We start from the raw sequence: 13,951 nt of genomic DNA on the forward strand, positions 1-13,951 counted from the left end.
TGTACCCCCTTTATCCGGCGACGGTTTTCAGGACGGAACGGATGCGTTCGTCCTCTTTTTCAAGAAATTTCTGACCCAGCTCATAACTGCGCTGGACTTCGATCATCCGGGCAACCTCCGTGATCGGATCGACATTCGAACCTTCGACAAACCCTTGCAGGATGGCCGCGCCCTCAAGGATGGGTTCGGTGCCGCCTGCGACCTCGAACCGGACGCCATCGCGGTGCAGAAGGTCATTCTGATCCGTGGGGGCATAAAGACCAATCTGCGCCACCGCACGGCCATCTATCGACAATGTGCCGTCGGCGGCCACCGACACGGCTTGGGCGTCCGGCGGAACGAAAACCGGTGCGCCACCACTGTCCAGCAAACGATAGCCGTCCGGGGTGGACAACTCACCTTCGGCTGACGGGGTGAACGACCCGGCGCGGGTCAGAAACTGCCCATCCGGACCGTCGAGCAGAAAGAACCCCGACCCTTCGATCGCAAAATCGAAAGCTCCGCCGGTTTGGGTCAGGGCTCCTTGTTGCAAATCCAGCGCACGGGCATTGGCCGTTGCCATCGACAGCGACGGATCCCCCGCCTCCAGCGCATGGATGTATTCCGAGAACACGACCCCTTCGCGCCGAAAGCCGGTTGTGGAGGCATTGGCGATATTGTTCGCGACGGTCTGCATTTCGCGCATCAACCCGGATTGGCGGGTCAGTGATGTGTAACCGATATTGTCCATGCCTATCCTCCTGCGATCAGCGGGATCACCCGCAACTGGAAAAATCCGACCAGGGTTTCCGTCATGAACCCCATGCTGGCCCAGAACACGACCAGGATCGCGATCAGTTTCGGAACGAATGTCAGCGTCATTTCCTGGATCGAGGTCAGCGCCTGGAACAGGCCAACAATCAGACCCGACAGCAGCGCCACGGTCAGGATTGGCAATGAAATCATCACCGCGATCCAAAGACCCGCCCGCAACGTGTCGTAAAAGATGATTTCATCCATCATCAGACCGGCATCCTCAGAATTTCCTGATAGGCCTCGACCACCTTGTCCCGGACGGTCACGGCCGTTTCGACCGCCAGTTCTGTCTGTGCCAATGCCTGTACAAGTGCGTGTGGATCGGCATTTCCCGACAGGGCAGCCATCGCAGTCTTTTCGCCCTGCTGAACGGTGTCGGCAAAACTGGTGGTCGCGGTCGAAAACGGGTTCGTGCTTTGTTCGCTTTGCGGCGTTGGCGTCGCGGCCTGTCGGGACGCGGCATATTGCTGGGCGGCGAGGGTTGATCTGATATCCATGGAGAGGCTTCCTATCGGCGCAGAAGGTCAAGCAGACCGCGCGACATCTGTCGGGCCTGATCGAACATCTTGAGGTTGGCTTCATAGCTGCGTTGAGCTTCGCGGGCGTCGGCGATCTCGATCACCAGATCGACATTCGACCCCTGGTAATGGCCCGTTTCATCCGCCAATGGATGGGCGGGGTCATAAATCGCAGGCAACGCGGTCTGATCCAGGGTCACGCGACCTGACCGCACCGCGCCGGTGCTTTGCCCGCCGTCCATGACCGCCTCGAAACTAGCCAGTTTGCGGCGGTATCCGGGTGTGTCGGCGTTGGCGATATTCTCGGACACATGGCGCAGGCGGTTGGCCTGGCTTTGCATACCCGATGCGGCGGCGGCGACTGAGGCTTTCAGATCATTCATCTTGGCCAACCTCACCTGCGACCCAGTGCAGAGCGCATGATGCCCAGCGACGTCTTGTACACCGTCAGGGCCAGATCGTGGTCGCGCTTTGCCTCGGCGGCAGCCATCATCTCGGTCTCCAACGCGACCGAATTGCCGTTGGGCGACATGGCGCCAGGACGATAGACCGCCTGGGGCACGTCCCCTGCCTGCCCGTGGGATACAATGGTTGATCCGTTCAGATGCGCCGCACGTGTCGCCCGCATCGCAGCCCCCGGACCTTCCCGAAACTGATCCGCAAAAGATGCGATGTCCCTCGCGCGATATCCGGGTGTGTCCGCATTCGCCACATTCTGAGCGATGACAGACTGACGGGCGGCGGCATGCTGGGCCAGCCCCACGGCTTTGTTCAGAACATTCATTTTTTCAAACATCGGGGCTTCTCCCTCGATTGGCTTCAACCAAGGCTTAACCCTGATTCCTTTAGAAAGGGTTTCAGCACATGATTGGAGGCAAGACGTGACCCAGATCGGTTTTGAACAATTGGCTGCCGAAGTATCGGCGGTGCGCCCCGTCCGCGATGTTGGACGCATCGTGGAAATCGGGCGTGGCACCATTCAGGTGCGCGGGTTGTCATCGGTTGCTGCACAGGCTGACCTGGTCGACATCCGGCCCTCCGCCAGCCGCGCGCGCATGGGTGAAATTCTGAACCTGAACGCGGATACCGTTACAATCCTGCCTGACGGGGACGTCGAGGGGTTGCAGATCGGGGATCAGGTGATCCTGCACGGACGGGCCGAAATCGCGCCTGACGACAGTTGGATTGGACGCGTGATCGACCCGATGGGACAGGCGCTGGACGGGCAGCCGATCTTGCGCGGCACACAGACAAAACCCTTGCGGGGACAGCCAGCAAACCCCACCCAGCGACGTCCCCTGGGATCCCGGTTGGAAACCGGTCTGGCGGCGTTCAACACGTTCTTGCCCATCGTGCGTGGGCAGCGAATCGGGTTGTTTGCCGGTTCGGGGGTGGGCAAGTCGACCTTGCTGGCGAAACTCGCACGCGGTGTGCAGGCCGATGTTGTCGTTATCGCGCTGATCGGCGAGCGCGGGCGCGAAGTGAAAGAGTTCGTTGATCGGGTCCTTGGCCCCGAGGGCATGAAGCGCGCAATTGTGGTTGCCGCCACCTCGGACCAGTCACCGATGGTGCGGCGGCGTTGCGGTTGGACTGCTATGACAGTGGCAGAGCATTTTCGCGACCAGGGATTGCATGTGTTGCTTCTGGCTGACAGCGTCACCCGCTATGCCGAAGCCCATCGCGAGATCGCGCTGGCATCCGGTGAAGGCGGGAATCTGCGTGGTTTTCCCCCATCGACCGCACAACAGATTACCACCCTGTGCGAACGCGCCGGGCCGGGGTCCGCGGCGGCCGGGGACATCACCGCCATATTCTCGGTGCTGGTCGCAGGTTCAGATATGGAAGAGCCGGTGGCAGACATCTTGCGCGGCGTATTGGACGGGCATGTCGTGCTGGACAGAACCATCGCCGAACGTGGCCGGTTCCCGGCGATCGACCTGCTGCGCTCGGTGTCGCGCGCATTACCCGAGGCCGCAACGGACGACGAAAACGCCCTGATTTCAAAGGGACGGCGGTTGCTCGGTCACTACAGTCGGTCCGAGATGATGATCCAGTCCGGCTTGTACACCCCCGGATCAGACCCGGCTTTGGACGAGGCGATCGCTGCCTGGCCCGACCTGGACACATTCCTGACCCAATCCGAAGTCGGGGATTGCGCCGCGAGCTTCCAGCGTCTTGCGGCTTGCATGACGCCCTGACGCCCTGACGCCCACCGGAGCACTTCTAAACAGTCTGAAGCAAGCTTAGTGCAATTGCTCCACTGGACATCGCCGCCGAGCCGGAGGCGATCTGGGACTGCACAAGGAACAGCCGGTTCAGTTCGTCGACCTTGCTCTGATCCGCAAACTGGTCAACCGACGAGGCCCCCAGATACCGGTCCGCCTTGTCGCGGAAGGTTGCAAGCTGCTGATCAAGGTCGATGGCACCGAAGGCAGCGGGCAGTCCGAATGCCGTCTGAAACACTTCACGCAGGGGCGGATTGCCCATGATCCTGTACCATTTGGTGTCATCCGACCCTGTGCCTTGCACAATATCCGACAGCTGGTTGTCCAGCGTCATGGCCAGGCGCATGTTCGGGTCCTGCTCTCCCACCGCGATTTCAAACTGGTTCTTTCGATACGCCCCGGTGATCCTGGTCCCGAAGTCCGAAAGCTGTGTGCGTGGGATATCGTAGTCGCCAAAGCCGAAGTCCTTGGCAAACTCAAGGTAGCGCTTGTCAGACAGTTTGTTGGCCAGATCGCCCGGATCAAGCGTCCCGTCATCCAGCACTTTCTTCACGAAATACGTGCTGTTGATGTCCTCGCCCAATCCGTATGCCCCAAGCGCCACACGCAACAGGCGTCTGTCACTGACCAATTCCTCGCTGGTTTTGACCGATCCGATCTTGTCTTCGAAGTATTTCGTATCCCGCTGGATTTGTGGTGAAGCGTCAAACGCTGCTTGTTGCACGACCTGGGTGCGTTTCAGAAACGCGTAGCCCGCCGCGCCGCTCATGGGGATGACGGGTTGATAGCTCATGACAGGCGTGCGCCCAACAGACGCTCCTCGCGCGGCAACAAGGCCCGCAACTGTTTAAGCGCAAGATAGTGTTGATCTTCCAGCACCGCAGACGTGGCCAGCGACAGCAAATCGCGACTGTCCGGGTCAGTAAACACCTGGCTCAACTGCTCTATCCCGCGCAAAAGCTGCAGGTGCGCATCATCCTTGGTCACATCGCCCGACAGAACAAGCTGCGCAATGTAGCATACCCTGCGCACCGGTGTATTGGCGTCTTCCGGATGGATCGCATCCCGCAGCCGCAGAATGTTGGCATTCGGCGTCACGATCGAAAGACGCGACCGGCGATCACCATTTTCGATGACCGCCCCGTTGATCAGGACGCGTTCTTTCGGGCTGAGTTTCAGGACCAGACCGCTCATGTCGCGTCCCCCGACTGGCGCAATCCGCGCATCACGGCGGTGTTGATTTCAATCAGGATGGAAACCTCTTCCTCGCCGGACAGGACCTTCCGGCTATGGTCGGCGGTAAACTCGGCCAGATAGAAGATGCGGGCCCGCAGGTCATCCGGCAGACCATTTCCAACTTCCGCGACATCTGCCGCCAGCAGGGTCCAAAGTCGGCGGTTTTCGTGCAGGGCGGCCGCAAGAACAGCGAAACCGGTGGTCTGCGCCCGCCCAAGTTGATGCGTGACCTTCGCGAATGCATCATATTCGGTTCCGCGGGACGTGCGAAGTGGCGCACGGGAGGAGGTGTTGTAGGCCGTTTTGGCCAAGGCAACTGCGTTCACGGGGGAGTCCTTCCTGTGACGGGTTGGTTAGTTGAGGTGGGGGGAAAGAGGGCGCCTTTTGGCGCCCTCAGGGTCCGCTTAGCGGAACAACGACAGGATGTTCTGCGGCGCCTGGTTGGCAATCGACAGGGCCTGCGTGCCCAATTGTTGCTGCACCTGAAGCGCCTGCAACCGTGCCGAAGCCGCCTCCATATCAGCGTCCACCATTGCGCCGATACCCGACTTCAGCGAGTCGGACAACTTGCCGACGAAGTCGGACTGGATCTCGATCCGGCCCTCGACGGAACCGAAAGCGGCAGAGGCATCAATCGAGGTTTGGATCATGTTCTCGATCGCACCAAGAGCGGCATCAGCACCACCGCTGCTTGAGACATCCATCGTGGCCAGACCGGACAATCCACCCGACCCGCGCGATGCGCTGAAAGAGTAAGCAACATCGGCGTTGGTTTCATTGGTAATCACCAGCTGGGCCGCGTTGGTGTCGATGTCCATGCTGAAGCTGTCACCATCAAGACCCTGCGCAACCAGGGCATTTTTCATCCCGGCCACGACCGATTCTGCGGTGTCACCTTCCTTGACGACATAGTTCCCCTGCACCGTTCCGATGGTCAGGGACAATTGATCACCGACAACCAAGCCGTTGGTTACAGCGGTATCGACACCCGCGGCATCTGGCATCACCGCAGCGGTAGCTGTGGCACCCCCGGAAGCATCAAGAAACGCAAACGTATCCAACGTGATCGAATCGTTGGTTCCGCCATCATTGGCGTCGATGACGCCAGCCGTTCCCGTATCGGTTCCGACAGACGCGGCGGCCGCGCCCAGCGCCGTGCCAGCGGTCAGGGACAGGTTTTGTGCGTCGACACCGATCGAACTGGTCACGATGGACCCGTCCGCCTTGCGATCAAGTGACGACAGCACATCCACACCGGTGTTGCCATTGGCATTCGTTCCGGTTTGCGAGCCATCAACAAGGTTCAGTCCGTTGAACTGCGCCGCGCCGACCACCGATGTGATCTGGTTACGAAGCGCGACGATGTCGGTCTGGATCTTGCCGCGGTCGACATTGTCTTCCTGTGCGGCGACGATCTTGGATTTGATCTCGGTCAGAAGGTCGGTCACGGTCTCCGACGCCTGGCGTGCCACGGCGACGGTGCTTTCCCCCAACGACAGGCTGTCGGAAATTCCCTTGAACCCTTTGACATCGGCTTCCATCACCTTGGAAATGGCCCAAACAGCCGCGTTGTCCTTGGCTGAACCAATGGACTTACCGGTCGAGATTTCCGCCTGCGTGCTGGCGAGGTTCGAGTTGATGGATTTCAGCGTCTGAAGTGCGACCATCGCACTGTTGTTGGTCAGAATACTGGACATTGAGTTGTTCCTTCAGTCTTTGGTGCTTTGCACCAGATTTCAAAACCGCCTGTCACGGCGGGTATTCAAGTCGTTCTGACCGTTGCGTTGCCATTTGACCGGAACGCGCCATCCATCAGGATGCAGGACAACCGTGTTCCAAGGGTCTAAAGGAAGTCTGAATCTGCCCGCTTAAATTGCCTTCAATTTGAGACAACTTCGGCACGATCAAGCCTTCCGCTCGAAACGTGATTCCCGCCGGGACAGATCCCGCGCGAAACCGTCGCGCGTATAGGTGCGCAACTCCGATTGACCGCTTATCAGCGCATCAAGCCGCTGTTTCACTGAGCGAATTCCACGCGCCGCTGCCGTCAGCAACTGCTGGTTCCGCTCGGTGCTCAATCGCAAATGTTCCAGGTCCGTCGGGCTGCCGTCACATGCGGCAAGGCTTTGCAGCAATCGCTCTTTCTCGGGGGCAAGACGGGTCAGTTGCTCGATTTCGCCAGCAAGAACAAGGTGCCGTTCACGCTCCAGCAAATCTTCCAGCGCATGGGTTATGGATCGGGCCTTATTGTCCGCCATTGGTCTGCTCCTTCAACGCTTCGAACAAGGATTGAGCCAATCCAATGCCACCGGCCTTAACCATTTCATCCGCCTGCGCCTGACGCAGAAACGAGGAAAACTGATCCTCACCTGCACCCCCTCCGAACTGGTCGGGCGTGGCGCCAACCCCCGCAGATTTCAGCATTTCGGACAGGAAACTGGCCTCCAACTTGCGGGCGACCTCCTTTAGGCGTGCATCATCTTGCCCGTTTGGGTCGGTCTTGGGGGGGGCGCCGATCAGGCGGGGGGCGGCAACTGCATCCATGTTCCAGTCCTTTTTAGCGACAATTTTCCCGGTTATCGCAGCAAGCGGTAAAGAACTGGTAACTTGCACCTGACATGATCGCGGTATCGGAGTTAGAACACCCGGAACGTGACATGCAGTTCAATCCCGCCATCCCGTCCATCGGACAAGGCGACATCGACACCAGAAATGGCCATGTGACGGCCAAGGCCAACCCCGAGCCATCGAAGGTTGGGTCCGCGCCGGACAGTGCACCATTTTCGCTGGACGAGGGTTCGTCGATAGCATCCCAGGACTTTGGCTTTCCGGTGGCGCACACCGAGGCAAGAGTTGCGCACGCAAGGGAAGCAGGACATCAGAACGACCCGGATCTTGCGGTTTCGGGCAATAAAGACACGAAGCCTACACCTGATCCAGACGCAAATCCGATCCTCGCCGAACACCGTATGGCTGCGTCGCAACCCAACAGATCGCGCCACGAAGAAGCGATGCCGGCGGTCAATCCACCGTCTAAGCCAAGTGTGGCGCAACCTGATGAGGGGAACAGGGCGCTGGCAAGCAACATCGGGTCGCTGTCCGCGCGGAACCTGCAGAATGCATCAGGAACCCCCTTGCCGTCTGCCGGGCAGATGCCGATCGCGAGAGAGGGGGGCAGATTGCGTGAAATGATACCACCGGTCGATGCGCCTCAGGCAAACAAGGGGGGGGCATACCCCGACACTTCGCCGCGCGATCTGTCGCGGTCGGACCCGGCGAAACACGTGCGAGCCGATCTTGCAGCATTCGGCACGGCATCGCCGTCCACGACACCTGCGCATTTTGCACCCACCCAATCCGGTGTCCTGGCATCGCCGAACGCGGGTCAGCCACCGCTTTCGAATCACGAGGGTGTCCAACCAACGCCTTCGCCGCATTCTGAGCATCTGGCCGCAGACCCCACTGCGCCAAGCCTGAAGTCGCCCCCGCCCGCCGCTCCATCACATGACCACACAAAGTCCACTTCGCACCCACCGACCGCGGATCTGCGCGGGCAAAATGCGCTGCAGGAACCAGCTCCGCTCACTGGCCAGATCCGAAATGCGTCACAGAACACCGTGCCGCATCCGTCCTCACCTGTGGCCGGATCCATACCGATTGCCACCGCCCAGATGCAGACCGGCGCGAACTGGACGCCAGTCAATCCCGTGGACGACAGTGCCGGCCTGAATGATGCTGTCACCTCAACCGATGACCCCAGGTCCGAACTGACCACATCCCATCTGCGCGAGGCAAGCCAGCCGTCCCAACCGGCCCGCACGTTGCCTGACCTGCCGCGCCACATCGCGGCGCAACTGGCCGATATCGTGCGCACTGCCCCGGACAAACCAGTCGAACTGACCCTGAACCCGGAGGAGTTGGGACGTCTCAGGATGAGCTTTCAAACAGATGCATCTTCCCTGACCGTTGTTCTTCAGGTCGAACGGCCCGAAACGCTGGATCTGATGCGACGCCACATCGAGCAACTGGCGCAGGACATGCACGATCTTGGCTATGATCAGGTCAATTTCACATTCCAGCAACAGCAACAGGATGCCGCGTCGAACGGTCAGGCCGGTGCAGATCCAGATACACGATCGACCCCACGCACCGATGGTCTTGGCGACCAACCTGTCGCGCAGGACAAGGTGCAAATCCATATCAGCCCGGGCGCTGGCATGGACATTCGCATATAGAAAGGACAGCAGATGGACGTCACTCAAACCATGCCCGCCGCCTTGACGGCCGGACCCGCACAGTATTCCGAGGGCACCAGGAACGGTGATGCCGTAATCTCGTCCGATTTCGAGACGTTTCTCAAGATGCTGACCGCCCAGATGGAAAATCAGGATCCGATGAACCCGATTGAAAGTTCGGATTACGCCGTGCAGCTTGCCACATTCTCGGGTGTCGAACAGCAAGTGCGCACCAATGACCTGCTGGACGGGCTTGGCACAAAGCTGGGGCTGATGGGATTGTCCGATATTGCCGGATGGGTCGGGATGGAGGCGCGCGTCGCCGCGCCGGTTCTGTTTGACCAAACCCCGGTCACGCTGGTGCCCGCACCGGCAACCGGTGCGGACGAAACCCGGCTTGTCGTCAAGAATGCGGACGGCGCGATTGTTGAAAACAAGATCATCCCGACCTCGACCGACCCGATCGAATGGGCTGGCGTGGACGAATCCGGTACACCGTTCCCACGCGGGGTATACACGTTCGAGCTGGTCAGCTCGGGCAACGGGCGGCATCTGTCGACCGACGCCGTGCAAGCCTATAGCAAGATCACGGAAAGCCAGAACGCCGATGGGAAACTGTGGTTGATCCTTGAAAGCGGACAAAAGATCGCGGCAGACACCGTGTCTGCCATCCGCGAACCGTAAAGGGCTGCGGCTTCGCCAACCAACTCAAGCAGCGCGGCCGCGAAAGGTCGAGCTGTTAAGCCATCGCAAAGACCCGCTATCAATATAGACCACTCTGGTTGCCCTTCACGGCCCGGCCCCCTAGCTTGGCGACGCACGAAACAGGGGCGGCGCTATGGAGAACAGTCTTGCGGGGTCACGACGACGCCAACTGCAACGCATCTGGGCGGATGCGGGTGTTGTTCCGGAACATGCCAGTTGGTCCCTTCTGACAGGTGGGCGCACCAACCTGACCTGGCGGGTTGATCTGCCCGACAGACCGCCATTGGTCTGCAAACTGTTCCTTCCGAACACCGCCACGCCGCTGTTTGCCAATGACGGAACGCGCGAGGCCTTGGCCCTGCGCGCCTTGTCGGGCGCAGAGATTGCGCCGGATCTTGTGGCATTCCAGGACAGCACGATTGGCGAAACGATCATCTATCAACATATCGAAGGGCGTGTCTGGAGCGGCGACGTGACCGAGGTTGCGCGGATGATGGCGCGGCTGCACGCACATACCCCACCGGATGGTCTGCCGGAACTGACCGTGACCCCCGCCGCGTTGTGTGCCGATGGGTATGGCATGGCGCCATCCGGCCTGACAGCTCCGCCACCCGTTCCGGATGAACCACCAAACGCCCGCCGTGTATTCCTGCACGGTGACATCGTGCCGGGCAATATTCTGGACACGCCCCATGGGCTGCGCCTGATCGACTGGCAATGCCCGGCCCTTGGCGACCCCAGCGCGGACATCGCGATATTTTTGTCGCCAGCCATGCAGCTATTGTACGGCCATCGTCCACTAAACCGGGACGAGATTGCGCAATTTCTGTCCGCCTATCTGCATGAAAGCAACGACGCGCAGACCATCGCCCGCTATCGCGCGCTGTCCCCGCTGTATCACTGGCGCATGGCGGCCTATTGCCTCTGGAAAGCGGGGCGCGGGGATCAGGATTATGCCCGCGCCGCCGACCTGGAACTGGCCGCGTCAGAGCAGGCTTGAGACCCAGACCGCGACCAACGCCAACCCGCCGCCAAGGGTGACATAACCCATCGCCCGGACCGGACGCGCCCGGTCGGTTTCCGGTATCGGCGTGGCTTGCCGGATCAGGGCGGCTTCGGCCAGTTCGGGCAGGCGCGGGCCGAAACGCGCCAGCACACGTACTGTCTGGGCCAGATCGGTCAGCAGCGCCTTTGGGCCGATCGAACTGGCGATATAGCTTTCGACCACCGGTTTGGCGACCTGCCAGATGTTGATATTCGGGTTCAGCGATCGCGCCACCCCTTCGACCACCACCATGGTGCGTTGAAGCAGGATCAGCTCGGTGCGGGTTTCCATCCCGAACCTCTCGGTCACCTCGAACAGGTAAGACAGAAGCCGCCCCATCGAAATCTGCGTCGCATCCATGCCGAAGATCGGCTCGCCCACGGCGCGCAGGGCGCGGGCAAACTCTTCGACATTGCGGTCGGCAGGCACATAGCCCGCTTCGAAATGCACCTCGGCCACTCGGCGATAGTCGCGGTTGATGAAGCCATACAGGATCTCGGCATAGACACGGCGGGTGTATTCGTCGATCCGCCCCATGATGCCGAAATCAATGGCGATGATGTCCCCGTTTGCAGCAAATTTCAGGTTGCCCTGATGCATGTCGCCATGAAACAGCCCATCGCGCAGCGCATGTGACAGGAAGAGTTGCAACACACGTTCGCCCAAACGATCCATGTCCAGCCCCGAAGCACGGATGGCCGGCAGATCATTGGCCGGAATCCCCTCACCCCAACCCAGCGTCATCACCGTGCGCCCAGACAGGCCCCAATTCACCTTGGGCACCACGAACCCTTCGTCATTCGCGGTATTCTCTGCAAATTCGCTGGCCGAGGCGCTTTCCAGACGCAAATCCAGCTCGCCCATCACCACGCCTTCGAAATGTTCGACCACATCGGCCGGGCGCAGGCGGCGGGTGGACGGCAGCAAAAACTCGATCACCGCAGCCGAAAAATGGAAAGCGTCAATGTCGGTGCGAAAGGCGCGTTCGATATGCGGGCGCAAAACCTTGACCGCGACCTCTTCCCCGGTGGCCGCAATCCGGGCGCGATGCACCTGCGCGATGGATGCGGCGGCGACAGGTTCTGAAAACTCGGAAAACACCTCGTCGATCTTGATGCCCAGTTCCTTTTCGATCATCCGCCGGGCCACGGCAGACGGAAACGGGGGCAGCTTGTCTTGCAGATACTGCAACTGATCGGACAGTTCCGCACCAACCACATCGGGCCGCGTCGACAGGATCTGGCCAAACTTGATATAGGCCGGGCCAAGCGCGGTGATCGCGCGCGTCAGGGGCGGCAGCGATGTGTCGCCCTTCTTGCCCAGCCACGCGAAGGGAAAGCCGATGATCCGCGCGGCCATGCGAATGATCGGCGGCGCGTTCATCGCATCCAGCACAACCCCCATCGCGCCCGTCCGTTGAAAGGTCGCACCGGTGCGGATCAGCCGCCAGATGTTGTGGGGGCCGCGCATCCTAGATTTTCCAACCCGAATGCAGCGCCGCAATGCCCATGGAAAGGTTGCGGTATTTCACATTCTCGAACCCGGCTTGCCGGATCATTTGCGCGAAGGTTTCCTGATCGGGGAACTTGCGGATCGACTCGACCAGATATTGATAACTGTCGGCATCATTCGCGATCAGCTTGCCCATCCGGGGTATGACGTTGAAGGAATACAGGTCATAGAGCTTCTGCATTCCGTCATTGGGAAGCTGGCTGAACTCCAACACCATAAGGCGGCCACCGGGGCGCAGCACGCGATAGGCTTCGCGCAATGCGTCAGGGATGCGCGTCACGTTGCGAATGCCGAAGCTGATCGTGTAGCGGTCAAAGCTGTTGTCTTCAAACGGCAGCGCCATCGCGTCACCAACGACCCAATCCAGCCGATCTGCCTTGTTGGTGGCATCGGCGCGTTTGCGGCCTTCGACCAGCATCTGTTCGGTCATGTCCAGCACAACGGCGGAGGCTTCGGGCGCGCGGTCCAGAAACCGGAACGAAATGTCACCAGTGCCGCCCGCCACATCCAGAAGCCGCTGACCGTTTCGGGGGGCCAGCCAGTCCATCATCGCGTCTTTCCAGACGCGGTGAATGCCCGCCGACATCACATCATTCATGATGTCATATTTTGATGCGACATTGGTAAAGACGCCGTGGACCATGCCGGCCTTGTCATCCTCGGCCACGGTCTTGAACCCGAAATGGGTTGTTTTTGTCTCGGATGTGCTCATCGGGCTTGCCCATTTCTTGCGATTGCTCCCTCATATCCCGACGAATACCCACGCACAATGGAGAGGCGCTCGATATGCCCGAATTACCCGAGGTCGAGACGGTTCGTCGCGGTCTGTCCCCCGTGATGGAAGGCGCGCGGATCGTCCGGGCTGACATTCGTCGTGACGGTCTGCGCTGGCCGTTTCCCGACCGGATGGCCGACCGGCTGACCGGCGCACGGGTGTTGCGGCTGGCGCGACGGTCCAAATACCTGCTGGCCGATCTTGATACCGGCGAGACGTTGATCACCCATCTGGGCATGTCGGGGCGAATGCTGATCTCGGGCCATGCGCTGGGCAAGTTTCATCACGACCACCCGGCGCCTGAGAAACACGACCACGTTGTGCTGGACATGGAAAATGGCGCGCGGGTGACGTTCAACGACCCACGGCGCTTCGGTGCGATGGACCTGTGTGACACGGCCGGGCTGGACGCCCACAAGCTGATCCGTGTGCTGGGTCCGGAACCCTTGGGCAATGCGTTTGATGAACCCTATCTGATGGACGCGCTCAAGCGCCGAAACTCCCCGATCAAGACCGCACTTCTGGATCAGGGAATCATCGCGGGGCTTGGCAACATATATGTTTGCGAGGTGCTGTTTCGCGCGGGCATTCACCCCACGCGCAAGGCCGCGCGCCTGTCCTCAACCCGCGCCGCCGGATTGGTGCCAATCATCCGCGATGTGCTGGGCGAGGCGATTGAAAGTGGTGGCTCGTCACTGAACGATTACCGGCAGGCCGATGGCGAACTGGGCTATTTCCAACACAATTTCCGGGTCTATGGGCGCGAGGGCCAACCCTGTGTGACGCAAGGTTGCACTGGAAAAATAAGGCGAATCACGCAATCCGGGCGATCGACATTCTATTGTGCGCAATGCCAAAGATAACTTGATCACCGGGGCGGGCAGCCTTACGACTCCGCTTCGACC

General features: G+C 60.3%; 18 protein-coding genes. 5 read left to right on the top strand and 13 right to left on the bottom strand.

The window, feature by feature from the left end:
• Positions 1-10: 10 nt before the first annotated feature.
• The 5 genes from IE188_RS12040 to IE188_RS12060 are packed head-to-tail and all read right to left on the bottom strand — an operon-like array spanning position 11 to position 2,109.
• Positions 11-730, bottom strand: a complete 720-nt coding sequence (locus IE188_RS12040) for a flagellar hook-basal body complex protein (protein WP_191286755.1) — start codon at positions 728-730, stop codon at positions 11-13.
• Positions 731-732: 2 nt separating this feature from the next.
• Entirely contained in the window at positions 733-1,002 is a 270-nt protein-coding gene (locus tag IE188_RS12045) for a flagellar biosynthetic protein FliQ (RefSeq protein WP_191286756.1), read from the bottom strand.
• Positions 1,002-1,292 (bottom strand): flagellar hook-basal body complex protein FliE, encoded by a 291-nt coding sequence (gene fliE / locus IE188_RS12050; RefSeq protein WP_191286757.1) that lies wholly within the window; start codon positions 1,290-1,292, stop codon positions 1,002-1,004. Before fliE ends, IE188_RS12045 begins: the two co-directional genes overlap by 1 nt.
• Positions 1,293-1,303: 11 nt before the next feature.
• Entirely contained in the window at positions 1,304-1,696 is a 393-nt protein-coding gene (gene flgC / locus IE188_RS12055; protein ID WP_191286758.1) for a flagellar basal body rod protein FlgC, read from the bottom strand.
• Positions 1,697-1,707: 11 nt separating this feature from the next.
• Positions 1,708-2,109 carry a FlgB family protein gene (locus tag IE188_RS12060; RefSeq protein WP_191286759.1) on the bottom strand — a complete coding sequence of 134 codons (402 nt, stop codon included), beginning with the start codon at positions 2,107-2,109 and terminating at the stop codon, positions 1,708-1,710.
• Between the two features lie 85 nt (positions 2,110-2,194).
• On the opposite strand from IE188_RS12060, the gene IE188_RS12065 reads away from it, so the two are divergent.
• Positions 2,195-3,511, top strand: coding sequence for a FliI/YscN family ATPase (locus IE188_RS12065; protein ID WP_191286760.1), 1,317 nt, complete (start codon positions 2,195-2,197; stop codon positions 3,509-3,511).
• A gap of 25 nt (positions 3,512-3,536) precedes the next feature.
• On the opposite strand, the gene IE188_RS12070 is transcribed toward IE188_RS12065, so the two are convergent.
• The 6 genes from IE188_RS12070 to IE188_RS12095 form a co-directional block, all read right to left on the bottom strand.
• Positions 3,537-4,331 carry a DUF1217 domain-containing protein gene (locus IE188_RS12070; RefSeq protein WP_191286761.1) on the bottom strand — a complete coding sequence of 265 codons (795 nt, stop codon included), beginning with the start codon at positions 4,329-4,331 and terminating at the stop codon, positions 3,537-3,539.
• Complete coding sequence (gene flbT / locus IE188_RS12075; RefSeq protein WP_191286762.1) at positions 4,328-4,732, bottom strand: flagellar biosynthesis repressor FlbT; 405 nt, start codon at positions 4,730-4,732, stop codon at positions 4,328-4,330. Before flbT ends, IE188_RS12070 begins: the two co-directional genes overlap by 4 nt.
• On the bottom strand, positions 4,729-5,100 hold the full coding sequence (gene flaF / locus IE188_RS12080) for a flagellar biosynthesis regulator FlaF (RefSeq protein ID WP_191286763.1): 372 nt from the start codon (positions 5,098-5,100) through the stop codon (positions 4,729-4,731). The genes flbT and flaF overlap by 4 nt, the downstream gene beginning before the upstream one ends.
• A gap of 78 nt (positions 5,101-5,178) precedes the next feature.
• A complete protein-coding gene (locus IE188_RS16860; RefSeq protein ID WP_191286764.1) occupies positions 5,179-6,471 on the bottom strand; it encodes a flagellin in 1,293 nt (430 codons plus the stop codon).
• 207 nt (positions 6,472-6,678) lie between these two features.
• Positions 6,679-7,032: a flagellar protein FlgN gene (locus IE188_RS12090; RefSeq protein ID WP_191286765.1), complete on the bottom strand. Its 354-nt coding sequence runs from the start codon at positions 7,030-7,032 to the stop codon at positions 6,679-6,681.
• Complete coding sequence (locus IE188_RS12095) at positions 7,019-7,318, bottom strand: rod-binding protein (protein ID WP_191286766.1); 300 nt, start codon at positions 7,316-7,318, stop codon at positions 7,019-7,021. The genes IE188_RS12090 and IE188_RS12095 overlap by 14 nt, the downstream gene beginning before the upstream one ends.
• 1,073 nt (positions 7,319-8,391) lie before the next feature.
• On the opposite strand from IE188_RS12095, the gene fliK reads away from it, so the two are divergent.
• From fliK to IE188_RS12110, 3 genes are all read left to right on the top strand, one after another.
• Entirely contained in the window at positions 8,392-9,009 is a 618-nt protein-coding gene (gene fliK, locus IE188_RS12100; protein ID WP_191286767.1) for a flagellar hook-length control protein FliK, read from the top strand.
• Between the two features lie 12 nt (positions 9,010-9,021).
• Positions 9,022-9,693, top strand: coding sequence for a flagellar hook capping FlgD N-terminal domain-containing protein (locus tag IE188_RS12105; protein ID WP_191286768.1), 672 nt, complete (start codon positions 9,022-9,024; stop codon positions 9,691-9,693).
• Positions 9,694-9,847: 154 nt separating this feature from the next.
• Positions 9,848-10,714: a phosphotransferase gene (locus tag IE188_RS12110; protein WP_191286769.1), complete on the top strand. Its 867-nt coding sequence runs from the start codon at positions 9,848-9,850 to the stop codon at positions 10,712-10,714.
• Here the strand turns inward: IE188_RS12110 and ubiB are convergent.
• Together ubiB and ubiE are read right to left on the bottom strand one after the other, a co-directional pair.
• Positions 10,700-12,229, bottom strand: coding sequence for a 2-polyprenylphenol 6-hydroxylase (gene ubiB / locus IE188_RS12115; protein WP_191286770.1), 1,530 nt, complete (start codon positions 12,227-12,229; stop codon positions 10,700-10,702). The two genes, IE188_RS12110 and ubiB, sit on opposite strands and share 15 nt — an antisense overlap.
• A 1-nt stretch (position 12,230) precedes the next feature.
• On the bottom strand, positions 12,231-12,983 hold the full coding sequence (gene ubiE / locus IE188_RS12120; protein ID WP_191286771.1) for a bifunctional demethylmenaquinone methyltransferase/2-methoxy-6-polyprenyl-1,4-benzoquinol methylase UbiE: 753 nt from the start codon (positions 12,981-12,983) through the stop codon (positions 12,231-12,233).
• A 74-nt stretch (positions 12,984-13,057) separates the two neighbouring features.
• On the opposite strand from ubiE, the gene mutM reads away from it, so the two are divergent.
• A complete protein-coding gene (mutM, locus tag IE188_RS12125) occupies positions 13,058-13,909 on the top strand; it encodes a bifunctional DNA-formamidopyrimidine glycosylase/DNA-(apurinic or apyrimidinic site) lyase (RefSeq protein WP_191286772.1) in 852 nt (283 codons plus the stop codon).
• Positions 13,910-13,951: the final 42 nt, after the last annotated feature.

It is taken from the genome of Aliiroseovarius zhejiangensis (assembly GCF_014656375.1).
GTDB lineage: Bacteria > Pseudomonadota > Alphaproteobacteria > Rhodobacterales > Rhodobacteraceae > Aliiroseovarius > Aliiroseovarius zhejiangensis.

Bases quoted from the DNA above. Each gene is read 5' to 3' on its own strand.
- IE188_RS12090 (WP_191286765.1), bottom strand. From the start codon at position 7,032: ATGGCGGACAATAAGGCCCGATCCATAACCCATGCGCTGGAAGATTTG.
- IE188_RS16860 (WP_191286764.1), bottom strand. From the start codon at position 6,471: ATGTCCAGTATTCTGACCAACAACAGTGCGATGGTCGCACTTCAGACG.
- mutM (WP_191286772.1), top strand. From the start codon at position 13,058: ATGCCCGAATTACCCGAGGTCGAGACGGTTCGTCGCGGTCTGTCCCCC.
- IE188_RS12045 (WP_191286756.1), bottom strand. From the start codon at position 1,002: ATGATGGATGAAATCATCTTTTACGACACGTTGCGGGCGGGTCTTTGG.
- ubiB (WP_191286770.1), bottom strand. From the start codon at position 12,229: ATGCGCGGCCCCCACAACATCTGGCGGCTGATCCGCACCGGTGCGACC.
- IE188_RS12105 (WP_191286768.1), top strand. From the start codon at position 9,022: ATGGACGTCACTCAAACCATGCCCGCCGCCTTGACGGCCGGACCCGCA.
- IE188_RS12040 (WP_191286755.1), bottom strand. From the start codon at position 730: ATGGACAATATCGGTTACACATCACTGACCCGCCAATCCGGGTTGATG.
- ubiE (WP_191286771.1), bottom strand. From the start codon at position 12,983: ATGAGCACATCCGAGACAAAAACAACCCATTTCGGGTTCAAGACCGTG.
- IE188_RS12095 (WP_191286766.1), bottom strand. From the start codon at position 7,318: ATGGATGCAGTTGCCGCCCCCCGCCTGATCGGCGCCCCCCCCAAGACC.
- flbT (WP_191286762.1), bottom strand. From the start codon at position 4,732: ATGAGCGGTCTGGTCCTGAAACTCAGCCCGAAAGAACGCGTCCTGATC.
- IE188_RS12070 (WP_191286761.1), bottom strand. From the start codon at position 4,331: ATGAGCTATCAACCCGTCATCCCCATGAGCGGCGCGGCGGGCTACGCG.
- fliE (WP_191286757.1), bottom strand. From the start codon at position 1,292: ATGGATATCAGATCAACCCTCGCCGCCCAGCAATATGCCGCGTCCCGA.
- IE188_RS12110 (WP_191286769.1), top strand. From the start codon at position 9,848: ATGGAGAACAGTCTTGCGGGGTCACGACGACGCCAACTGCAACGCATC.
- flgC (WP_191286758.1), bottom strand. From the start codon at position 1,696: ATGAATGATCTGAAAGCCTCAGTCGCCGCCGCCGCATCGGGTATGCAA.
- IE188_RS12060 (WP_191286759.1), bottom strand. From the start codon at position 2,109: ATGTTTGAAAAAATGAATGTTCTGAACAAAGCCGTGGGGCTGGCCCAG.